This window comes from Lysobacter sp. K5869, assembly GCF_018847975.1.
Taxonomy (GTDB): Bacteria; Pseudomonadota; Gammaproteobacteria; order Xanthomonadales; family Xanthomonadaceae; genus Lysobacter.
On record NZ_CP072597.1, the window covers coordinates 5,050,889 to 5,070,864 of the forward strand.

General features: G+C 70.3%; 21 protein-coding genes, 1 tRNA gene and 1 other RNA gene. 7 read left to right on the forward strand and 16 right to left on the reverse strand.

What is annotated here, in order from left to right; translation table 11 throughout:
• Positions 1-699: 699 nt before the first annotated feature.
• The gene (locus J5226_RS21320) at positions 700-1,863 is read right to left on the reverse strand and encodes a site-specific integrase (RefSeq protein WP_215836874.1); all 1,164 of its coding nucleotides are present in this window, start codon (positions 1,861-1,863) and stop codon (positions 700-702) included.
• Positions 1,864-2,498: 635 nt separating this feature from the next.
• Between J5226_RS21320 and J5226_RS21325 the strand changes: the two genes are divergently transcribed.
• Entirely contained in the window at positions 2,499-3,824 is a 1,326-nt protein-coding gene (locus J5226_RS21325; protein WP_215836876.1) for a glycosyl hydrolase family 28-related protein, read from the forward strand.
• A gap of 150 nt (positions 3,825-3,974) precedes the next feature.
• Here the strand turns inward: J5226_RS21325 and J5226_RS21330 are convergent, their stop codons facing one another.
• Positions 3,975-4,709 (reverse strand): metallophosphoesterase family protein, encoded by a 735-nt coding sequence (locus J5226_RS21330; protein ID WP_215836878.1) that lies wholly within the window; start codon positions 4,707-4,709, stop codon positions 3,975-3,977.
• A gap of 249 nt (positions 4,710-4,958) precedes the next feature.
• On the opposite strand from J5226_RS21330, the gene ffs reads away from it, so the two are divergent.
• Positions 4,959-5,055: signal recognition particle sRNA small type (ffs, locus tag J5226_RS21335), an RNA gene on the forward strand.
• A gap of 118 nt (positions 5,056-5,173) precedes the next feature.
• Here ffs and J5226_RS21340 read toward each other — a convergent pair.
• Complete coding sequence (locus J5226_RS21340) at positions 5,174-6,073, reverse strand: NAD(P)H-binding protein (RefSeq protein WP_215836880.1); 900 nt, start codon at positions 6,071-6,073, stop codon at positions 5,174-5,176.
• A 198-nt stretch (positions 6,074-6,271) separates the two neighbouring features.
• Between J5226_RS21340 and J5226_RS21345 the strand changes: the two genes are divergently transcribed.
• Entirely contained in the window at positions 6,272-7,246 is a 975-nt protein-coding gene (locus J5226_RS21345) for an AraC family transcriptional regulator (RefSeq protein ID WP_215836882.1), read from the forward strand.
• Between the two features lie 12 nt (positions 7,247-7,258).
• On the opposite strand, the gene J5226_RS21350 is transcribed toward J5226_RS21345, so the two are convergent.
• From J5226_RS21350 to J5226_RS21385, 8 genes are all read right to left on the reverse strand, one after another.
• The gene (locus J5226_RS21350; RefSeq protein WP_215836884.1) at positions 7,259-8,266 is read right to left on the reverse strand and encodes a YncE family protein; all 1,008 of its coding nucleotides are present in this window, start codon (positions 8,264-8,266) and stop codon (positions 7,259-7,261) included.
• Between the two features lie 199 nt (positions 8,267-8,465).
• Positions 8,466-8,897: a molybdenum cofactor biosynthesis protein MoaE gene (locus J5226_RS21355; protein WP_215836887.1), complete on the reverse strand. Its 432-nt coding sequence runs from the start codon at positions 8,895-8,897 to the stop codon at positions 8,466-8,468.
• Positions 8,898-8,900: 3 nt separating this feature from the next.
• On the reverse strand, positions 8,901-9,143 hold the full coding sequence (gene moaD, locus J5226_RS21360) for a molybdopterin converting factor subunit 1 (protein ID WP_215836889.1): 243 nt from the start codon (positions 9,141-9,143) through the stop codon (positions 8,901-8,903).
• Complete coding sequence (moaC, locus tag J5226_RS21365; RefSeq protein WP_255322878.1) at positions 9,140-9,676, reverse strand: cyclic pyranopterin monophosphate synthase MoaC; 537 nt, start codon at positions 9,674-9,676, stop codon at positions 9,140-9,142. The genes moaD and moaC overlap by 4 nt, the downstream gene beginning before the upstream one ends.
• A complete protein-coding gene (locus tag J5226_RS21370) occupies positions 9,673-10,353 on the reverse strand; it encodes a phytanoyl-CoA dioxygenase family protein (RefSeq protein WP_215836895.1) in 681 nt (226 codons plus the stop codon). Before J5226_RS21370 ends, moaC begins: the two co-directional genes overlap by 4 nt.
• 33 nt (positions 10,354-10,386) lie before the next feature.
• Positions 10,387-11,427: a GTP 3',8-cyclase MoaA gene (gene moaA, locus J5226_RS21375; protein WP_215836896.1), complete on the reverse strand. Its 1,041-nt coding sequence runs from the start codon at positions 11,425-11,427 to the stop codon at positions 10,387-10,389.
• Positions 11,424-12,185 (reverse strand): MBL fold metallo-hydrolase, encoded by a 762-nt coding sequence (locus tag J5226_RS21380; RefSeq protein WP_215836897.1) that lies wholly within the window; start codon positions 12,183-12,185, stop codon positions 11,424-11,426. Before J5226_RS21380 ends, moaA begins: the two co-directional genes overlap by 4 nt.
• A 49-nt stretch (positions 12,186-12,234) precedes the next feature.
• Entirely contained in the window at positions 12,235-12,984 is a 750-nt protein-coding gene (locus J5226_RS21385; protein WP_215836898.1) for a 3-deoxy-D-manno-octulosonic acid kinase, read from the reverse strand.
• Positions 12,985-13,021: 37 nt separating this feature from the next.
• Between J5226_RS21385 and J5226_RS21390 the strand changes: the two genes are divergently transcribed.
• Both J5226_RS21390 and J5226_RS21395 read left to right on the forward strand, forming a co-directional pair.
• Complete coding sequence (locus J5226_RS21390) at positions 13,022-14,083, forward strand: glycosyltransferase family 9 protein (RefSeq protein WP_215840526.1); 1,062 nt, start codon at positions 13,022-13,024, stop codon at positions 14,081-14,083.
• A 114-nt stretch (positions 14,084-14,197) separates the two neighbouring features.
• A complete protein-coding gene (locus tag J5226_RS21395) occupies positions 14,198-14,752 on the forward strand; it encodes an NADAR family protein (protein WP_215836899.1) in 555 nt (184 codons plus the stop codon).
• A 3-nt stretch (positions 14,753-14,755) separates the two neighbouring features.
• Here J5226_RS21395 and J5226_RS21400 read toward each other — a convergent pair whose 3' ends face one another.
• The gene (locus J5226_RS21400) at positions 14,756-15,436 is read right to left on the reverse strand and encodes a hypothetical protein (protein WP_215836900.1); all 681 of its coding nucleotides are present in this window, start codon (positions 15,434-15,436) and stop codon (positions 14,756-14,758) included.
• A gap of 4 nt (positions 15,437-15,440) precedes the next feature.
• Positions 15,441-15,845, reverse strand: a complete 405-nt coding sequence (locus tag J5226_RS21405; RefSeq protein ID WP_215836901.1) for a DUF6165 family protein — start codon at positions 15,843-15,845, stop codon at positions 15,441-15,443.
• Positions 15,846-16,010: 165 nt separating this feature from the next.
• Between J5226_RS21405 and J5226_RS21410 the strand changes: the two genes are divergently transcribed.
• Together J5226_RS21410 and J5226_RS21415 are read left to right on the forward strand one after the other, a co-directional pair.
• A tRNA-Ser gene (locus tag J5226_RS21410) sits at positions 16,011-16,101 on the forward strand.
• A 353-nt stretch (positions 16,102-16,454) separates the two neighbouring features.
• Complete coding sequence (locus J5226_RS21415) at positions 16,455-17,159, forward strand: protein phosphatase 2C domain-containing protein (protein WP_207523894.1); 705 nt, start codon at positions 16,455-16,457, stop codon at positions 17,157-17,159.
• Positions 17,160-17,526: 367 nt separating this feature from the next.
• Here J5226_RS21415 and dnaQ read toward each other — a convergent pair whose 3' ends face one another.
• The 3 genes from dnaQ to J5226_RS21430 form a co-directional block, all read right to left on the reverse strand.
• Entirely contained in the window at positions 17,527-18,267 is a 741-nt protein-coding gene (dnaQ, locus tag J5226_RS21420; RefSeq protein ID WP_215836902.1) for a DNA polymerase III subunit epsilon, read from the reverse strand.
• Positions 18,268-18,375: 108 nt separating this feature from the next.
• Entirely contained in the window at positions 18,376-18,846 is a 471-nt protein-coding gene (rnhA, locus tag J5226_RS21425; protein WP_255322879.1) for a ribonuclease HI, read from the reverse strand.
• A gap of 260 nt (positions 18,847-19,106) precedes the next feature.
• On the reverse strand, positions 19,107-19,853 hold the full coding sequence (locus tag J5226_RS21430) for a methyltransferase domain-containing protein (protein ID WP_255322880.1): 747 nt from the start codon (positions 19,851-19,853) through the stop codon (positions 19,107-19,109).
• Positions 19,854-19,976: the final 123 nt, after the last annotated feature.

Below are 19,976 nucleotides of genomic sequence, written 5' to 3' on the forward strand. Positions count from 1 at the left end.
GCGCCGGGGGCGCCCCGGCGACCGGCGTTCGGCGCGCTGGCGCGCGGTCGAGACCCCGCCACGCCTTCCCGCTAGTTGTGCGTCTTTCGACTCAAACGCGGGAGCCCCTTCAAGCCCTGCGCGGCCAGTTCGCCGCGCGGGTGAACCCGCCCCCTTGCCGCGACGCATTTCGACGCACGCGAGCCCCAATTTCGCCCCACTCGCCGACCGTCGCCAAGGACAGGCGTCGTGATCGCACAAGCCCGCAGGGAGGGGCCTTCGGAAAACGGTAACTTCGGTAATCCACCCCGAAAATAGCTATCAACTGACTGATTTATAAGGCTTTTCGTGGTTACCGCTGCACGGTAATTTTGGGTAACCTCTCCGGTAATCATCTGCTAAGCCATTGATTTATATGAGAGCAATTCATCATCTTAGTTACTTAGAAGATCGGTAACCAATTACCTCTTAGTTACCGCAAAGGTTACCGCAGCCTAGGCGCTCTAACTCGATGATTCTTATGCATTTGTTGATCGATTTTCGTACAGGTTACCGAAATTACCGTTTTCCGAAGCTCTCCCAAATCCTCAGCCACAATTGGGCTACGGCCAAAGTCGGCACAATCTCGCGTCACTGTCGGCAGCCGACCGTCGTACCCTCGGGAGCGGTTGGGCTCCGCCACGACAAACGAAAAGGCCGCCCAGCGGGCGGCCTTGGGAACTATTCCGGCTTGGGCTTGGGGATAACGCGGAGGAAAGCATCCCACGCAGTCATAAGCACCTTTCGCTTGGCGATCAGTTGCCCGCGTCGGTAAGCCGCTTCGGTCTTATCCTTGATGACGTGCGCTAATGCCATTTCAACAATGAAATTCTCCGTCTCGGTTTCCTCGGCCGCCCAATCTCGGAACGAAGACCGGAAGCCGTGGACCGTGTACTGAGAAAACCCGAGCTTGTCCGGTTTCTGCAATAAGTAGAGCATCGTGTTTTCGGATAAGCGGAACGGCGGCTTGTCCTTCGGCAAAGATTTGAGAATTTCCAACGCCTCCGCACACAACGGCACCACATGCTCTTTCCCGCCCTTGATTCGTTCTGGCGGAATGGTCCATCTCGCTTTATCTAGGTCGAACTCGTGCCAGTCGGAGCCGGTAGTTTCTTCGGTGCGCACCGCAGTCAGAATCGTAAATCGCAATGCCTTCGCTGAGCGGCCAGTACGCGTTCGTAGCTTCGCCATCAGCGCAGGCACTTCCGCGTAGGGCATCGCCGCGTGGTGCTTGACCTTTTTGACCTTGGACGCCTTCGGGAGTGCGTGTTCTAGGTGGCCTTTCATCCGCGCAGGGTTTTCACCCGTCACCAGCTTTTCATAATGGGCGTAGCCCCATATGCGCTCGATTCGTCCGCGCAACCTTGTTGCTGTCTCGGTCTTGTCCATCCAAATCTTGCGCAGACAGGCCAACACAACGCCGTCGGTCACATGCTCAAGCGGCAAGTCGGCTTTAGGCCCGTGATCCTTCAACGACTGACGCCATTGGGCAGCCTGGGCGTCGTTCTTCCATTCCTCCGACGCCTTGGTGATGTAGGCGTCGCAGACCTCACCCCAGGTGTACCGTTTGGCGGCTTTGCGGGCGATCCTGGCCGCCATCGGATCATCGCCCCTGGCGAGGGCTTTGCGATGCTCGGCGGCCCGCTCCCGCGCTTCCTGCACGTCCACGGCCGTCAGCGAACCTAGTCCCATCTCCCGGCGCCGCCGGTTCCGCTCGTAGCGAAATACCCAACTGCGGGCGTTGGTCTTGGTCACCTGTAAGTAGAGCCCGCCCCCGTCCGCGTGATGTCCCGTCCTGGCCGTGGCAATCTGCCGGGCCGACAATCGATGAACCCCTTTCGCCATGCCACCTCCTACCCATGTCCCTACCCATGTTTGGGCGGCGGATCATAGCGGAACGATACGGACATGTGCGGAACATCTTTTGTTGCTGGACAACCACTTACAACCGAAACGCGGACCGATACGGACCGATACGGAACGGTTATGGCGGCCCCTCTCTCCGCCAGATTCAAACAAAAGCCCCCGAGCGATCGGGGGCTTTTCGTTTTTCCGGTCTCGGCGTTTTCGCGATGGCGCCCTGTAGGAGCGGCGCGAGCCGCGACCGCGACATCGCGCTTACGACGCCACCGAGAGGTCGCGGTCGCGGCTCGCGCCGCTCCTACAGGGCGCCATCGCGCCGCGCAGTCCGCTGGACGAAACAAACGCTAACCCCACACGCAAGCATCGCTCGCGCGCCGCGATCCGAACCCCGACGCCCAAGCGCGACTGCGGACGCATTCGCACGAATCATTACAAACGCCACCTGTCATACGCGTCGCGAACTGAGCCGCCGTTCGCGTTCGCGCGCTCGCGCCGCCTTCTAGATTGCGCGCGCCTCGCGGCATGCAGGGGATGCAAGGACACGCCGCGCGGATCACGCGCGCGCCGCGCGATGCGGCGACGCGATCACTTAAGGGTTGTCCACGCAAGGAATCCTCATGAGCAAGCACTCTTCCAACGGCCCGGCCGGGGACGCCGCGCCGGCGTCGCGCGCGCGCCGCAAATTGATCGGCGCGGCCGGCATGGTCGCCGGCGCCGGCGTCGCCGCAGCGGCCACGACGGTGGCGCAGATCGGCGCCTCGGGCGCGCAGGCGCCCATCGGCGGCGCGCCTTCGCCGCGCCGGTCGGGCGCGGCGACGGCGGCCGACCCCGCGCCGTCCGGCCGCATCAACGTCAAGGACTACGGCGCGCTCGGCAACGGCAGCGCCGACGACACCGCGGCGATCGAGAACGCCCGCAACGCGGTGTTCGCCTCGCGCAACGGCAACGGCTTCCTGACCCATCACCTGTACTTCCCCGCCGGCATCTACCGCGTCACCCGCGCCGACGCGCTGCTGCCCAAGGGCGCGCCGAGCGACAAGATCAACGGCTACACCATCGAAGGCCAGGGCAAGCGCTGTTCGGAGATCCTGTTCGACGCGCCCGCCGGCAGCGCCGATCCCTACAGCGGCAATCTGCTGACCGCGCACGGCCGGGTGCGCCAGTTGCGCGTGCGCGAACTCACCTTCCGCAGCGCGCGCGCCGGGCTCAACTGGATGTACTGCTGGTCCTCGGTCAACGGCGGCCAGAGCAATCAGGACTTCGCCTTCGACGATGTGGAATGGCGCGGCCCGTGGAACCGCATCATCGGCCTGGACGGCGACGACAAGTCCAACCTCAACTCGGAGTGGTCGTTCAACCGCTGCCATCTGGCCAACGACGTGGCGCTGGGCGACGCCTTCCTGCATTCGGGCATGTCGCCGACGATCAGCCAGCAGGACCAGTTCCTCAACTTCTGGTTCCGCGACTGCAAGTTCGAATACCGCAGCGGCACCTTGCTGCGCTTCGCCCGCGGCGGCTACATCAACGTCTACGGCGGCTCGTGGATCCAGTGCAACACCGACCCGGCGGTGCGTTCGGTGTTCTTCGACCTGCCGCCCGGCCCGCACAACAACACGGTCAAGACCTTGCTGGTGTGCGGCGTGCGCTTCGAGCTGCGCTCGCGCGCGAGCAAGCTGATGGACTGCGGCTGGGACGCCAAGAACGCCAACCTCACCTTCATCGCCTGCACCGACGCGGCGCTGGCGCACAGCGCCGAGGTCAGCACCGAGTGCTATCCGGTGACCTACCGCCCGCGCAACGGCGACATGCCGTTCGTGAAGTGGCAGTCGTGCCAGTTGATGGGGCATCACGAGTCCTACGCGACGGCCAATCGCGAGCGGCTGGTGTTCGAGCAGTGCAACACCTTGAACTCGGCGATGGAGCAGTTCGTGGTGCAGCGCTGAGCGGCGGCCCGCGGCGCGTTCGGCGCGCCGCGGGGTTCGCGGCGAAAGAAACCGGAAGCGTCGGGCTGGCTGACCTTCGCCCGGGAGCCGCATCGCGGCGCGCGCGGAACCTGCAGCGCCCGCGCTGTTCGCCGGGATCGCGGCGCGCGTTCACATGTAGCCGGTCGCCAACGCCTTGGCCCAATCCGGCCGGCCGTTGCGCTGCGCCAAGGCCGCCGCCGAGGTCCAGTCGTAATCGACTTGCAGCGACTGCGCGCTCCACTCGCCGTCGTCGCCGCGTTCGACGATGGCGTAACGCGCGTGCGGGCTGCCGTTCTCGACCTGATGCGGATGCGGCAACCCGCTCGCGTACGCCTGCAAGCCGACGCTGCCCGGATTGACGATCAATCGCCCATCGGCGAGCCGCGCGACGCGCGGCGTGTGGGTGTGCCCGCACAGGATCAGCCGCGCATCCGCGGCGCCGGCGCGCGCGGCGACTTCGGCCGGCGTGGCGGCGCGGATGCCGCCGGCGTCGATGGTTTCCAGGAATGCTTCCAGATCGCTGGCCGGCGTGCCGTGGACCATCAGCACCTCGTCCAGGCGCAGGCTCGGCGGCAGCGAACGCAGCCACGCGCGCTGGTCGGGACGCAAGCGGACCGCGGCGTGGCGGTCGGATTCGCCCATGCGTTCGGGCGGGTCGTCGAGCACTTGCCGTTCGTGGTTGCCGGCAATGGTCGGCCAGCCCAGTTCGATCAGGCGGTCGCAGGTTTCGCTCGGCAACAGCGGGCCGGACAGCAGGTCGCCCAGGTCGAGCACGCGCTCGACGCCGCGGCCGCGCAGGTCGGCGACGACCGCGTCGAGCGCGGCGAGGTTGCCGTGGATATCGGAGACGACGGCGATGCGCATGCGCCGATCATAAGTCTTCGCGGGCCGGCGATTCGCGGCGCGCGGGTGCGGCGCGAGGTGCGGCGCAAGATTCGGCGCGGACCGAGCCGGCCGCATCGGCCCGAACGGCCCTTCCGGCCGGCCGCGCGGCCCGGTACGGCCCGGGTTTGCGCCGCGCCCCTGCTTTCAGGCAGAATGCCGGCCCTCCGGCAGCGATCCCCGCGTCTCGCGCGAATCGGTCGCCGCCGTTGCAAGAGTCCATGGTGGCCCCGTTGGCGCCTCCGCGACGATAGATCGAAAACCCCGCCAGGGCCGGAAGGCAGCAACGGTATCGGTCGATTCGGGCGCCGGAGTCACGCTTGCGGGGCCGCCGCCTTTTCGGCGCCCCGTTCGCGCGTCCGGCCGTTCCGCGGCCGCCCTGCCCCGTCCTCGCGACCGCCGGCGCGCAGCTCGCGCACGATGATGGCGATCGCCGGCCGCCGCGCTCACATCGCCCGATACGCCTGCGCCAATTCCTCGGCGAAGGCCTCGAAACTCGTCGCCGTGGTGTTGCCCGCGTTGCGCCCTTCCAGCGACCGCACCCGCCCGGCGCTGATGGTGTGCGCGAGTTCGACGTACTGCGCCGCCAGATCCGGCGCGAAGCCGCCTTGCACCAGCGCATCGAGCGCGTCGCCGCCTTCCAGCCGCACGTACGCCAGCTCCGGCAGACCGATGCGCTCGCCGAGGATGCGGGTGGCCTGCGCATAGCTCAGATCGCGCTCACCGAGCAGTTCGCGCACGCTCAGGCCGCGCCAGTCGCGGCGCAGCAGCGCGCCGGCGGCCGCGTCGGCGATGTCGCGCGCGGCGATCATCGGCAACGGGTAATCCGCGTCGAAGGCGTCGCCGTTGAAGCCGAAGGCCTTGATCACCTCCAGCGAGCCGTAGAAGTTCTCCATGAAGGCGCCGGCGCGCAGCGCCAGCGCGTTGCGCCCGGCGTCCTCGTCGGCCCAGGCGCGCAGGCGCTGTTCCTGCCGGCGCATGCTCATGATCGGGCCGGTGCCCTGGGCCAGATCGGCGCCCAGGCTGCTCAGCGCGACGACCTCGCGCAGGCCGCTGCGGCGCAGCGCTTCGACGATGGCCTCGCCCTGCCGGTCCTGCTGCGCGTCGTAGCCCGGCGCGGACAACTCGTACGGCAGCAAGGTGTAGGCGGCGGTCGCGCCGCGGAAGGCCTCGGCGAGAAACGCCGGATCGGTCTGCTCGCCCGCGCGCACCTGCGCGCCGGCCGCGGCCAGCGGCGCCAGCCGCGATTCGCTGCGGCCCAGCGCGAGCACGCGCTCGCCGGCTTGCAGCAGGTGATGAACGATGCGATGGCCAGTGCGGCCGGTGGCGCCCATGACGACGTACATGACGGAACTCCTGAAGGTCGGAAGAGACGGCCCCGCGGCGCCGCGCGTTCCGCGCCGGCCGCCGCGGCCGTGGCGTCAATGTCCCGCGGACCGCCGGCGCGGCCCATGCCGGCGCGTCGCCATCGCTTGATCGCGCGTCCAGGCGTGCGCCGCGGCCGCGCCTGGACCGTCTTGCGGGCGCGGCGCACACTGCGCGCCATGAACGCCGCCCCCGACGTCTGGCTGCCGGTCGATCCGCTCGGCGAAGCCCTGCATTCGCTGCGCATGAGCGGCGCGTTCTATTGCCGTTCCGAATTCACCGCGCCGTGGGGCCTGGCCCTGCCGGCGATGCCGCAGTGCCTGATGCTGCACGTGGTCACCGCCGGCGAGCCGTGGCTGGAAATGGACGGCCGCGCGCCGCTGCAATTGCGCGAGTTCGATCTGTTGCTGGTGCCGCACGGCCACGGCCACAGCCTGTCCAGCCGCCCCGGCGTGCTGGCCGCGCCGCTGTTCGATTTGCCGCGCGAGTACGCCGCCGAGCGCTTCGAGCTGATCCGCCACGGCGGCGGCGGCGCGGCGACCGGGCTGGTGTGCGCGGCGGTGCGCTTCGACCATCCGGCCGCGCAGCGGCTGGTCGCACTGCTGCCGCCGGTGCTGCACGTGCGCGACGCCGATTCGCCGGGCATGCAGTGGGTGCGCGGCACCTTGCAGTTCATCGCCCAGGAAGCGCGCGACCTGCGCCCCGGCGGCGAAACGGTGATCACCCGGCTGGCCGACATTCTGGTGATCCAGGCGATCCGCCACTGGATCGCGCGCGACCCGGCCGCGCGCGACGGCTGGCTCGGCGCGCTGCAGGACAAGCAGATCGGCCGCGCGATCGCGCAGATCCACCGCGATCCGGCGCGCGATTGGACCCTGGCGGAGATGGCCCAGGCCGCGGCGATGTCGCGCTCGGCCTTCGCCGCGCGCTTCAACGAACTCGTCGGCGAACCGGCGATGCACTATCTGGCGCGCTGGCGCATGCACGTCGGCCTGACCTGGCTGCGCGAGGGCGACCGCAGCATCGCCGAGATCGCCGAAAAACTCGGCTACCAGTCCGAAGCCGCGTTCAACCGCGCGTTCAAGCGGGTGATGGGGGTGACGCCGGGCGCGGCGCGGCAAGGCGCCGCGGTGCTGGAACCCGCGCAGGGCTGACGCGCGCGCCGCTCACTCGGCCGCCACCGCCACCGCGTCGGGTTCGCGCCCGGTCTTCCAATACGCGACCGGCTTCCAGGTCTTGCGGTCGATCACCGCGATTTCGTCGCCGCCGCTGATCGCCACGAACACGCGCGGCTTGGCCGGATCGGCGACCACGCCGATCGGCAGCGCCGCGCGTCCGAGCATGGTGTCGCGGTACTGCGCGCCGTCGCGGCTCAGCGCCACCGTCGCCACAGGCCGCTTGCGCCGCGCGTCGAACACCGACAGCGTCGCCGCGCGCGCGTTGCTGACCAAGGCCCAACGGCCGTCGGGCGTGAACGCGACGCGGATCGGGAAGCCCGGGCTCGGCAACGTGCGCAGGATCGCCAAGGTCTTCGGCTGGTGTACCGTCACCGTGCCGGCCTCGCGGTTGCTCACCCACACCTCGCCGCTGCCCGGCCGCACCGCGACGCCTTCGGCGCCCTTACCGGCCTCGACTTCCTCGAGCTTGCGGTTGCTCGTCAGATCGATGCGGCTGACGGTGCCGCGATCGACCTTGGTCACGAACGCGCTCTTGCCGTCGGCGGCGACCGCGACCATGTGGCCCTTGCCTTCGCCGAGCGGAATGTCCGCGACGATCTTGCCGCTGGCCACGTCGATGCGCAGCAGATGCTGCGAGGCCTCGGTGGTCGCCAGCGCCTCGCGGCCGCCGGGCAGGAAGCGCAGCCCGTGCGGGCGGCCGTGGCGGCCGAGGTCGACGATGCGCGGCGGCGCGTCGCCGCGCAGGTCGAGCACGCTGAGGGTGGTGCCGGCGGCGTCGCGGTCGCCGTAGTTGGCGACCAGCGCGGTCTTGCCGTCGGGCGCGACGACGATTTCGTGCGGGGCTTTATGGGTGGGGAATTCGCCGAGCTTGCGGCCGTCGTCGAGCGACAGGCGCCAGACGGTGTCGGCGGCTTTGTTGCCGACCAAAAGCTCGCCGGACACCGCGGGACGCGCCGCGCACAACAGCAGCGGCAGACACAAGACACTCAGGCGCATGGCGTTCTCGCTTTCGATCCGATCGCCCGACGCTAGCGCATCGCGGCGGCGCGGACATGTGCCGGGCGCTCGCGCCGGTGCGAGCCGCGGCGCGGACGCGGCGAAAACCTCGACACGCTCGCCGCGCGGAGGCGTGCGATGCGCTTGCGCCGCTGCTCGGCGGAAACTCGCGCGCCGACGCCCGCCGCTGCGACGCGGCTCACCCCGCCGCCGGCGGCTCCGGGTGCAGCCAATCCGCATCGCCATCGGCGTAGCGCTCGCGCTTCCAGATCGGCACCCGCGCCTTGGTCTCGTCGATGATGTAGCGGCAGGCCGCGAACGCCGCGTCGCGGTGCGCCGCGCTCACGCCCACCCACACCGCCAACTCGCCGATGGCCAGATCGCCGACCCGGTGCACGCAGCGCGCGTCCACGATCGCGAAACGCTCCAGCGCCTCGGCCAGCACCTTCTCGCCCTCGTTGAGCGCGAGTTCGGCGTAGCTTTCGTAACGCAACCCCAGCACCGCGCGGCCGCCGTGGTGGTCGCGCACCCAGCCCTCGAAACTGGCGTAGGCGCCGGCCTGCGCGCTCAGCAACGCCTGGCGCAGCGGGGCGATCTCGAATCCGACCTCGGACAAAGCGAATCGCGCCATCGCTCAGCCTCCCGAGACCGGCGGAATGAAGGCGACCTCGCTGCCCGCGCGCGGCGCCTCGTCCCAGCGCGCGAACGCGCCGTCCACGGCCACGCGCAGGCGCTCGACCGGCAAGGCGAAGCCGTGGCGTTCGCGCAAGGTTTCGTACAGCGCGCGCAAATCGCGCGCATCGGCCTCGACCGACTCGCTGGCGGTGCCGGCGGCGTCGCGCAGGCTGGCGAAATACAGCACGGTCAGCCGGCTCATGCGCGCTGCCCCACGACGCCGAAATCGCGCTTGCCGCCGCGTTTGCCCGCCAACTGCGCCGGGCCGATGACGATGGCGTGCGACAGCGCCTTGCACATGTCGTAGACGGTCAACGCGGCGACGGTGGCGCCGGTCAGCGCCTCCATCTCCACGCCGGTGCGGTGGGTGGTGCGCACCTCGCATTCGATCGACAGCGCGGTGTCGGTCGCCCACTCCACGGCGAAGCGGCAGCCGTCGATGGGCAGCGGGTGGCAGAACGGGATCAGCTCGTGGGTGCGCTTGACCGCCATCGTGCCGGCGACGATCGCGGTGTCGATCACCGCGCCCTTCTTGCTCTTCATGCCGCCGGCGCGCAGCTGCGCGGCCACCGCGGCGGGAAAGCGCACCCGGCAGCGCGCCAGCGCGGCGCGCGCGGTGACCGGCTTGGCGCTCACGTCGACCATGGCCGGACGGCCGTCGCGATCCACGTGGGTCAGGGCCGCGCGCGCTTGGGCCGCGCCGGTTTTCTTCGTGCTCGCTTTTGCGGATTTCAAATCGCCAGACTCCAATGCAGCGCGTACCCGGGTTCGCGCGGGCCGTACAGGAAATGCAGGACGCGCCGCCGCCCCTCGGGCCGGGTCGCCTTGGACGAGGCGTGCAGCAGCAACGGCCGCATGATAAGCAGATCGCCGCGGCGCGCGGTGCACGCGGTCTCGCCTTGCGCCGCGCGCAGGGCCGCGGCGGCGTCCGCGTCCAGGCGTCCGTGACGGTGCGAGCCCGGTACCACGCGCAGCGGGCCGTCGCCGGCGCCGCAGTCGTCCAGGTGCAGGCGCACCGCCAGCAGCCGCTCCAGCAGTTCCGGCGGCGGCTGCACGAACGCCCCGCCCTGCTTGCGCGACCACGCGCTCAGGCGGGCGTCGTCCACGCGCGCGGCGACCGGGATCGACAGGTCCTGATGCAAGGTCACTTTCCAATTGCGGCCCGCGCTCTTGCGGAACAGCGTGCATTGCACCGCGACCGCATCGGCCGCGAGCAGCCCGGCGCCGCTCAGGCGCTCGCGCAAGGCCGCCGCCAATTCGCCGCACCACGGTTCGCGCAGCAGGTCGCGGTCGCCGGCGTCGTCTTCGGTCGAGTCGTTCACGGCGGGCCGCGAGGCCAGCGTTTCGACTTCGGCGGGACCGAGCGCATCCGGCCACAGCGCGAACCCGCGCTCGTTCAAGGAGTCACGCATCGCCATCGCCGCCGCGCGCCCGAACCGACGGCCTCAACCGCCGATCAGAAACATCTCCACGTGCCGCTTCGCCCGCGGCGCATCGGCCGCGCGCAGTTCGCTGTAGCGGTCGTTGCGGCCGCTCCACAGCGCGCCGACCCGCTCGACCAGGGCGTCTTCGCCCTGCGCCAGCGCCGGGCGCAAGTCGCTGCCTTCCGAAGCGAACAAGCAGGTGTACAAGCGGCCGTCGGCCGACACCCGCGCGCGGTGGCAGTCGCCGCAGAACGGTTCGCTGATCGAGGACACGAAGCCGACTTCGCCGGCGCCGTCGCGGTAGGCGTAGCGCGAGGCGACTTCGCCGCGGTACTGCGCGTCCAGCGCGCGCAGCGGCCAACGCGCGTCGATGGCGTCGCGCAGTTCCTGCGAACCGACCACGCCGCGCGGATCCCAGCCGTTGCAGTTGCCGACGTCCATGTATTCGATGAAGCGCAGCACGTCGCCGCTGGCGCGGAAATGCTCGGCCAGCGGCAGGATCTGATCTTCGTTGACGCCGCGCTGGATCACCGTATTGATCTTCAGCGGGCCGAACCCGGCCGCGCGCGCGGCCTCAATCCCGGCCAGCACCTGGGCGATCTCGCCGCGGCCGCCGGACAGGCGCCGGAACAGGTCCGGATCCAGCGCGTCCAGGCTCACCGTCAACCGGCGCAACCCGGCCTCGCGCAGCGCGCGCGCCTGCCGCGCCAGCAGCGCGCCGTTGGTGGTCAGGGCCAGATCGTCCAGGCCGTCGATCCGGGTCAGCCGCGCGATCAGCTCGGGCAACCCTTTGCGCAGCAGCGGCTCGCCGCCGGTCAGGCGCAGCTTGCGCACGCCGACGCGGACGAAGCCGCGCACCAGGGTCTCGATCTCGTCGAAGCTCAGCCGCGAGGCCGCGTCCAGGCCGTAGTCGTCCGGCACGCGCTCGGCCGGCATGCAGTAGGGGCAGCGGAAGTTGCAGGCCTCGATCAGCGACAAGCGCAAGTCCCGCAACGGCCGGCCGCGGCGGTCGAGCGGACCGGGCGCGGCGAGCGGGACGAGGCGGTCGAGGGCGGCATTCACGAAGGCGGCACCTGTGCGGCAGTGGGGTCGGCCAGGTCGATGGCCTCGCCGGGCCTGCCGACACGATACCCCCGCGCGGCCAGCGCGTCGCCCTCTTCGCGGCTGGCGTAGTGATACAGGACACAGCGGTTCAGCAGCGCCGGCGGGTATTCGCGCTCCAGGTCCTCGATCCCGCTGTGCGAGGGGTTGCCGTGCAGGGCGCAGTCGTGCGCGATCAGTTCGCCGTCGCCGGCGAACCGGGCCAGCATTTCCGGGATCGGCCGGGTGTCGCCGGTCCACACCGCGCTGCCGCGCAGGCGCAGGCCGAACGCGCTGTCGGGCCAGTGATGCCGGACCGGGAACACTTCCATGCGCACGCCGCGGTGCCAGAAATGGCCGCTGACCGGAATCAGCTGGAACGCGTCCCAGAAATTCACCCCGCCCTCGGCCAGCACGTTGGGGTAATCGGCCACGCGCTGCTGCAGCAGCGGCACCAGCGGCGCGGGGATGTACAGCCGCGGCCGCTGGCCGCCGCGGTTCTCATCGAAATAGTGGGCGACGAACAAGCGCTCGAAGCCGGCGATGTGATCCATGTGGGCATGGGTCAGGAACACCGCCTCGGGCATGCGCCCGTAGTGCGCCAGGAACGCGGTCAGGCCCTCGCCGCCGCAATCGATGGTGAGCCAGGGCTCGCCGTCGCGCTCCAGCGTGGCCATCGCCGATCCCAATTCCACCGCCGACGCATTGCCGACACCGTGCAGACGCAGCCGCCAAGTCATTCCGCCCCCCTTACCGACACGTTCCTACCTCGTTCTTCGCTGTCTTCTCTCAGTAACCACGTTCCCAGGCGCGGTCATAGGCCGTGCGCAATCGGGCGAAGTCGCGCTCGACCTCCTCGACGGGACGCGCGCCGCGCAATTTCAGCAGCGAGCGCTTGAGCCGGGCGAGGTTGCGCTCGCGCCAGCCGGTGGCGGGGATGCGGAACTGGCCGCGGTCCAGGTCGATCACCCAGCCGCGCCCGCTGGCGTCGAACAGCAGGTTGGTGGCGTTGAGGTCGGCGTGGTCGAGCCCGGCGCGGTGGCAGCGGGCGATCAGGCGGCCGGTTTCCTCCCACGGCGCGCCGTCGCCGGCGACCGCGGCGCGGTCGGCCAGCGAGCGCACGTCGTCGAGCCGCGCGACCAGGATCGCGGCGCGGTACTGCAGGCCCTCGCGCCGGTACAGCGCGGCGATCGGCGCCGGCACCGGCAGGCCGCGGCGTGCGGCTTCGCGGGTCAGGCGGAATTCGGCGAAGCTGCGGGTGCGGTCGCCGCTTTGCCACCAGTAGCGGTCGCGGTTGAAGCGCGCGACCAGCCCGCCGCGCAGATAGCGGCGCAGCACCGCGTGGCCGAACGGCGCGTCGACGAACCAGGCGCCGCCGCGGCCGCCGCTGTCCACCGGCCGGGCCGCCGCGCCCCAGTGCGCGGGCGCGAACCATTCCGGCGCGGCTTGCTGCACCCGGGCGCGGTCGAACAAAATCGCCCCGTAGCCGCTGTCGTCGCGGTACGGCGTCAGTCCTTCGGCGGCGTCATAACCGGTCATCCGTCCGAGTCTAACAAGTCACGTGAACCAAGCGACCCTGGGACCCACCCCAACTCTTTGCCTGCTGCGCCTGTCGGCGCTGGGCGACGTCACCCACGTGGTGCCGCTGGTGCGCACCCTGCGCAAGGCGCGGCCGCAGGCGAGCATCGCCTGGATCATCGGCAAGGGCGAGCGCCGCCTGCTCGAAGGCCTGGACGGCGTGGATTTCATCGAATACGACAAGAAGAGCGGCTGGGCCGGCATGCGCGCGCTGCGCCGCGGCCTGCGCGAGCGCGGCCTGCCCGGCGGGCGCTTCGACGCGCTGCTGCAGATGCAGGTGGCCGCGCGCGCCAACCTGCTGTCGGCGTTCGTGCCGGCGACGCGGCGGGTCGGCTACGACCGCTCGCGCTCGAAGGACCTGCACGGCCTGTTCGTCAACGAACGCATCCCCGACCGCCCCGGCATCCACGTGCTCGACGCCATCGGCAGCTTCTGCGAGCCGCTGGGCCTGCGCCAGACCGAAGTGGTCTGGGACTTGCCCGTGCCCGACGACGCGCGCGAATGGGCGCGGGCGCAGTGGCCCGTGGACGCGACGCCGACGCTCTTGGTCTCGCCGTGCTCCAGCCACCCCCTGCGCAACTGGCGCCCCGAGCGCTACGCCGCGGTCGCCGACCACGCCGCTAGCCTCGGCTGGCGCGTGGTGATGTGCGGCGGCCGCAGCCAGCTCGAACGCGACACCACCGACGCCATCGTCGCGGCGATGGCGCACCCCGTCCTCGATCTGGTCGGCAAGGACACGCTCAAGCAATTGCCGGCCCTGCTCGAACGCGGCCAGCTGCTGATGACCCCGGACTCCGGCCCGATGCACATCGCCAACGCGATGGGCACCAAGGTGCTGGGCCTGCACGCGGCCAGCAACCCCGCGCGCAGCGGCCCCTACAGCGACCTGCGCTACTGCGCCGACCGCTACGACGACGCCGCGCGCAAGTACCTGGGCAAATCCGCGGCGCAGATCGGCTGGGGCACCAAGATCGAACACGACGGCGTCATGGATCTGATCTCGGTCGAGGACGGCATCGCCGCGTTCGAGCGGTATCGCGCCGATCATCCGGGGCGCTGAGCCACGCCTTTCCCGCCCTGGGGAAGCAAGCCCGTTCGCGCACCGCCGGACGGGCGTGGCGCGCGACGCCGAAGCGGGCACACTCGCCCGCTGAATCGCCTGCAAGGAATCGCCATGCCCCCGCTTTCGCTCGACCGACTCATCGCCGCCGTCCGCGACGGCGCCCGGTTCGATTACCTGTGCTTCTGGGGCCATCGCGCCGCGCCCGGCCGGGTCGGCAAGAGCTGCTTCAGCCAGTGGTACCCGGCCGCGTTCGAGCTCGACGGCGAGCGCTATGCCAGCGCCGAGCATTGGATGATGGCCGGCAAGGCGCGCCTGTTCGGCGATGCCGGGATCGCCGCGCGCATCCTTGCCAGCCGGGACCCGGCCGAGGCCAAGGCGCTGGGCCGCAAAATCGCGGGCTTCGACGAGGCGCACTGGGCCGAGCATCGCTACGCGCTGGTGGTCGCCGGCAACCGGGCCAAGTTCGCGCAAAACCCACCGCTGCGCGAATTCCTGCTGTCCACCGGCGAGCAGGTGCTGGTCGAAGCCAGCCCGGTCGATCCGGTCTGGGGCATCGGGCTGGCCGCCGACCATCCCGACGCGACCCGGCCGGAACGCTGGCGCGGCCTCAACCTGCTCGGCTTCGCGCTGATGGACGCGCGGGCTCAGCTCGCCGCGGGCGGCTGAACCTCATTCTTCGCCGCGCTCGATCCGCACCCGCCGCCACACCGACAACTGAGTGCGCTGGCGACGGCGCTCGCGGTAGACCGCGGCGGTCAGCGCCAGCGCGATCGCGCCGGCGGCGATCGCCACGCGGCCGCCGCTCCAGTCGGCGAGGCCGCCGGACGCCACGTCGGTCAGCACGAACACGAAACAGCCCGCGGCGGCGTTGCAGGCCAGGCTGCACAGCACTTTCATCCGGTCCAAGGTGGCGCGCGATTCGGGCGCGACCGCTTCCAGGTATTCGCGCAGGCGGCGGTCGGCGTCGTGGAACTGGGACGAGGTCATCGTCGCCGGTGGCGGCAGTTCCAGGCCTTCGCTGCGGCGCAGGCGTTCGCTGAGGAATTCCAGCGCCGGCGTCCAGGCCCGGCGCAGACGCGGCCAGACCACGGCCTGGGCGAAGGTGTAGACCAGCCGGCCGAGCGGGCTCAGCGCCAGCCCCAGCACGTAGGCGCCGGCCAACCACGTCGGCAGGACCAGTTCCGGCGCTTGTTCGCGCAGCGCGTGCAGGCCGCCGGGGTGGCGCAGCACCAGCGCGGTCAGCAGCAAACCGCCCGGGCACAGCCAGGCGAGCAGATCGTCGTACAGCCAGGCCGCGGCCGAGCGCGGCCGCGGCGGCGAAGGCGCGTCGTCCCTGCGCGCGGGGTTCACGGCCTCAGACCGGGCCGGTGCCGTAGTCCTGGTAGGACTTCTCTTCCACATAGGTCGAGCCCAGGGCGAGGTTGATCTGCTTCTTGACCCGCGCGCGCTCGTCGTTCTCGACGTAGACCGAACGCGCCAGACGGATGAACTCGGCGTCGAACTCCTGGCGCTTTTCCTTGACCCGGATGTCGTCCTCGATCACCCACAGGCGCTCGTTGACCGCCTTGAGCTCGGCGCGCAGGCGCACGATGTCGTTGCCGGCGGCCGGGTGCGCCATCCAGGTGCGCTCCAGCGCGGTGAGTTCGTTGCGCACGTTGGCCAGCTTGGCTTCGTCGGTCATGCGCTCGGACTTGATCTGCAGGATCGCGATCTTGTCGAGCAGTTCGCCAAAGGACACCGGGACCAGGATTTCGGACATGGGCGCAACCGTCGAATACAGAGGGGACGGCTAGTGTAGCCCCGCGCCGCTCGCGCGGGCTTTGCGCGCTGCGCCGGGGCGCGCGACGCCGGATGCGAAGCGAATGCGCGCGGACGCTTGCTCCCGCGCGCGACAGCCCGTAACATACGCGGCTCGACTGCACCCGGAGAGGTGGCAGAGCGGTTGATTGTACCTGACTCGAAATCAGGCGTACGTTTATAGCGTACCGGGGGTTCGAATCCCCCCCTCTCCGCCAGATTCAAGCGCAACGGGCCCCTCGCGGGCCCGTTGCGTTTTTCGGCACCGCGCACCCGCCCTTCCCCGCCAACGGCCTCGCCCATGCGCCACGCCATCGCCATCGCGAGCTCCGGGCCGGCCGCGCTCACCGCGCGCCTTCATCGAACGTTTTGCCGGAACCGGCCAGTCTCGCTTTCGCGGCCGCGGCATGGCACGGTGAAACCGCGACGCACGCACACGCGGCCTTCATGGCCGCTCATGCATGAAACGCAGCAGGGATCACGCTTTTCTTGCCACCCGGCCGCTCGCTCGCGATGATTCCGTATACCTCTTCAGTGACGATCCCGACGACGCGAATGGCATGACCGGCAGATGATCGAATTCGGACACCTCACGCACGTCGGCCTGCGCCGCGAACTCAACGAAGACACCTATTACGGCGACAGCGAGCTGGGCTTGTGGCTGGTCGCCGACGGCATGGGCGGTCACGAGTACGGCGAGGTCGCCAGCGCGCTGGCGCGCGAGGTGATCGTGCGCGAGGTCCGCGGCGGCGCCGCGCTGGCGCAGGCCATCCGCATCGCCGACGAGGAGATCATCCGCACCTCGCGCCGGCGCAACGACACCTTGCCGATGGGCACCACCGTGGTCGCCGCGCGCATCAACGGCAACCGCTTCGAGGTCGCCTGGGTCGGCGACAGCCGCGTGTACCTGTGGCGCGACGGGCATCTGGCCCAGCTCTCGCAGGATCACAGCTACGTGCAGGAACTCATCGCCAACGGCGTGATCACCCACGAGCAGGCGCGCAGCCACCCGCACCGCAGCGTGGTGACCCAGGCGCTGGGCGTGACCGACCCGCGCAACCTCAACGTCGAGACCATGACCGGCGAACTGCGCCCGGGCATGCAGCTGCTGCTGTGCAGCGACGGCCTGACCGAGGAAGTCGACGACCGCGCGATCGCGCGGGTGCTCGCGCACAACGACTGCAGCGCGCAGGAATGCGTGGATTCGCTGGTGGCCGCGGCGCTGGACGGCGGCGGGTCGGACAACATCACCGTGGTGTTGGTGCGCAGCCACTGAGGGTCCGCGGTCGCGGCTTGCGCCGCTCCTGCAGGGAGCCATGCAAGTCCCGCGCGACTCGCGACATCAGTTCGCGCCGCCGCTGCCTGGGCTCCCTGCAGGAGCGGCGCAAGCCGCGACCGCGCCACAAAGACAGCCGGCGCAACGCCGACCGCGCGAAAGCCCGGCCGAAAAGCGCCTCAGATCGCCGCGACAGCGCGCGCCGACGACAGGCGGCCGAGAAAAAGCGAATGGGTTCCGGCCTTCGCTGGAAAGGACGGCACCCGAGAAAAGCCGGAGCGGCGAGCCGCTGCAACAGCGCCGCTCTAGGCCAGAAGGCCGATGCCCGGCAAAGCCGCAGCGACGAACCGCCGCGACCGCGCCGCCCTCAGCCTTCGGCCGCCACCGCCTCCAGCACCGGCGGATCGACCAGATCCCACACGCACTTGCCCGCCTTCTTGCGCAGCTTCTCCAAGCGCGCCTGATGCGCGGCCAGCTCCGCCGCCGGCACCACCACGCGCGGACGCGGCACGCTCAGGTCGACCCGCACGCTGACCTGCTGCTCCTGCGCCGCCAGCCCGGCCGGATCGCCGAAGCCGATCTCCTCCTGGCCCGAGGTCAGCGCGATGTAGACCTCGCCCAGAATCTGGGCGTCGAGCAAGGCGCCGTGCAACTGACGGTGCGAGTTGTCCACGCCCAAGCGCTTGCACAACGCGTCCAGCGAATTGCGCTGGCCGGGGAAGCGCTGGCGCGCCATCAGCAGCGAGTCTTCGATGCCGGTGACGTGGTCGCCGAGCTTGCCGTACTGCGCACCGCAGATCGACAGCTCGTTGTTGAGGAAGCCGACGTCGAAGGCCGCGTTGTGGATGATGAGTTCGGCGCCGCGGATGAATTCCAGGAACGCCTCGACCACCTGCTCCATCGGCGGCTCGTTGGCCAGCCGCTCCAGCGACAGGCCGGTGACTTCCTGCGCGCCGGCCTCGAAGTCGCAATCGGGCTTGATGTACTGGTGGTAGGTGCGGCCGGTGGGACGGCGTTCGACGAACTCGACGCAGCCGATTTCGACCACGCGGTTGCCGCGTTCCCAGCTCAGGCCGGTGGTTTCGGTGTCCAGGATGATTTGACGCATGGCGGGCATTCTAGCGAGGAGATAGCGGATAGAAGTTAGGAGATAGCGAAAGCGCGGCCGGGAGACTCGCTCTCGCTATCTCCTAACGCCTTCCGCCATCTCCCGCCGTCAAGGCCGATAAGGCCGCAACCGCTCGGCCTGCAACCGCGCCAACGTATCCACGCGCTCGTTCTCCGGATGCCCGGAGTGGCCCTTGACCCACTTCCAGTCGATCGAATGGCGCTGGCTGGCCAGATGCAGGCGCTCCCACAGGTCGCGGTTCTTGACCGGATCGCCGCCGGCGGTCTTCCAGCCGCGCCGCACCCAGTTGCCGATCCACTCGGTGATGCCCTGGCGCACGTATTGCGAGTCGGTGGTCAGCACCACCTGGCAGGGTTCGGTCAGCGCTTCCAGGCCCATGATCGCGCCCATCAGCTCCATGCGGTTGTTGGTGGTGTCGGGCTCGCCGCCGGACAGTTCGCGCTCGTGGCCCTTGTAGCGCAGCAGCGCGGCCCAGCCGCCGGGACCGGGATTGCCGAGGCAGGCGCCGTCGGTGTGGATGGAAACGATCTTGTCGGCGCCCGGGTCGGTTTGGCTCACGCAACGCTACTCATGGAAAACGGCCGCGCATTATCGCTGTTTCGGCGGCGGGCGGTCGGCCGGCGGCTTGCGTTGCCGGGCGCTTGGCCGGCGGCGCCGGAGCGACGGCCCGCGAGCGCTTCGCGGACGAGGATCGGATCGGCGGCCTTGCAGCCACCAGGCGCTTCGCCGGCGAACGCCGGCCGGCGGCGGGTTTCGGAGCGGCCGCGAATCGCCGCGGCCGGTTCGGCGAGCCCGCTCCCTCGTAGCGGCCCGGCCGATCAGTCCGCGCCGTCCTCGCCCTTGCGCGCGGCGGCGGCGGCGGCCGCGCCGCGCTGGGCGGCCGCATCGCGCGGCACCAACCCGGTCTGCCAACGCAGTTGCTGCAAGCGCGTCGGCGGAATCGCGGCGTGCACGCGCTTGGTCAGGCTCAGCGCCAGCCCGGCGCGCAGCACGTCGGCCGCGCCGACCCCGGCCTCGCCGTGCGCGACCCGCCAGCGCGGGCCCAGCCACTGCAGGCTAACCGGGTCGGCGGCGAAGCCCGAACCGCGCAGCGCCGCCTGCCAGTGGCCGGCGTCGCGCGCCTGCAGGCCGCTGCGCGCCCAGCGCAGGCGGTACGGGCTCCAGGGATTGAGGGTGGCCAGCCACAGCCGTCCGCCCGGGGCGAGGATGCGCGCGCATTCGCCCAGCAGCGGCAGCGGATCGGCGCCGTCGTCGAACACGTGCTGCAGCAGCACCGCGCCGAAGGCCTCGCTGGCCAGTGGCAACGGCAGACGGCAGCGCAGCGCGCCCTCGAAGCCTTCGGCGCTGCGGCGCAGGGACACCCCGCGGCCGTGCGGCGGCGAGGCCGCGGCGACGCCGAACCACGCCCAGGGCAAGCTCGGGCTGGCCGCCAAGACCCGCGCCATCGCGCCGGATTCGACCTCCAGCAGGCCGTGCCCGGACACCTCGCCGAACCAGCGCAGGGACTGGCCCGGGCCGGAACCGTGACCGGGGTTGGGTTGACGTCCGTGGGACAGGGCGGGCATGGTCGCCTCTCGGTAGGGGGCCGGGACCGTGGCGGTCCGGGAGCCGAGACAGGGATATAGCAAAAACACCACGGCGCCGGCGCGAACCGCTCCGGCACCGACCAGCCTACTGCGCCGGCGTCC

What these genes read in the sequence shown, in the direction of transcription:
- J5226_RS21325 (WP_215836876.1), top strand. Translation starts at nt 2,499, where the DNA reads ATGAGCAAGCACTCTTCCAACGGCCCGGCCGGGGACGCCGCGCCGGCG.
- J5226_RS21380 (WP_215836897.1), bottom strand. Translation starts at nt 12,185, where the DNA reads ATGACTTGGCGGCTGCGTCTGCACGGTGTCGGCAATGCGTCGGCGGTG.
- moaD (WP_215836889.1), bottom strand. Translation starts at nt 9,143, where the DNA reads ATGAGCCGGCTGACCGTGCTGTATTTCGCCAGCCTGCGCGACGCCGCC.
- dnaQ (WP_215836902.1), bottom strand. Translation starts at nt 18,267, where the DNA reads ATGCGTCAAATCATCCTGGACACCGAAACCACCGGCCTGAGCTGGGAA.
- J5226_RS21350 (WP_215836884.1), bottom strand. Translation starts at nt 8,266, where the DNA reads ATGCGCCTGAGTGTCTTGTGTCTGCCGCTGCTGTTGTGCGCGGCGCGT.
- J5226_RS21415 (WP_207523894.1), top strand. Translation starts at nt 16,455, where the DNA reads ATGATCGAATTCGGACACCTCACGCACGTCGGCCTGCGCCGCGAACTC.
- J5226_RS21330 (WP_215836878.1), bottom strand. Translation starts at nt 4,709, where the DNA reads ATGCGCATCGCCGTCGTCTCCGATATCCACGGCAACCTCGCCGCGCTC.
- J5226_RS21320 (WP_215836874.1), bottom strand. Translation starts at nt 1,863, where the DNA reads ATGGCGAAAGGGGTTCATCGATTGTCGGCCCGGCAGATTGCCACGGCC.
- J5226_RS21345 (WP_215836882.1), top strand. Translation starts at nt 6,272, where the DNA reads ATGAACGCCGCCCCCGACGTCTGGCTGCCGGTCGATCCGCTCGGCGAA.
- J5226_RS21430 (WP_255322880.1), bottom strand. Translation starts at nt 19,853, where the DNA reads ATGCCCGCCCTGTCCCACGGACGTCAACCCAACCCCGGTCACGGTTCC.
- J5226_RS21370 (WP_215836895.1), bottom strand. Translation starts at nt 10,353, where the DNA reads ATGCGTGACTCCTTGAACGAGCGCGGGTTCGCGCTGTGGCCGGATGCG.
- J5226_RS21405 (WP_215836901.1), bottom strand. Translation starts at nt 15,845, where the DNA reads ATGTCCGAAATCCTGGTCCCGGTGTCCTTTGGCGAACTGCTCGACAAG.
- J5226_RS21385 (WP_215836898.1), bottom strand. Translation starts at nt 12,984, where the DNA reads ATGACCGGTTATGACGCCGCCGAAGGACTGACGCCGTACCGCGACGAC.
- J5226_RS21355 (WP_215836887.1), bottom strand. Translation starts at nt 8,897, where the DNA reads ATGGCGCGATTCGCTTTGTCCGAGGTCGGATTCGAGATCGCCCCGCTG.
- J5226_RS21395 (WP_215836899.1), top strand. Translation starts at nt 14,198, where the DNA reads ATGCCCCCGCTTTCGCTCGACCGACTCATCGCCGCCGTCCGCGACGGC.
- J5226_RS21340 (WP_215836880.1), bottom strand. Translation starts at nt 6,073, where the DNA reads ATGTACGTCGTCATGGGCGCCACCGGCCGCACTGGCCATCGCATCGTT.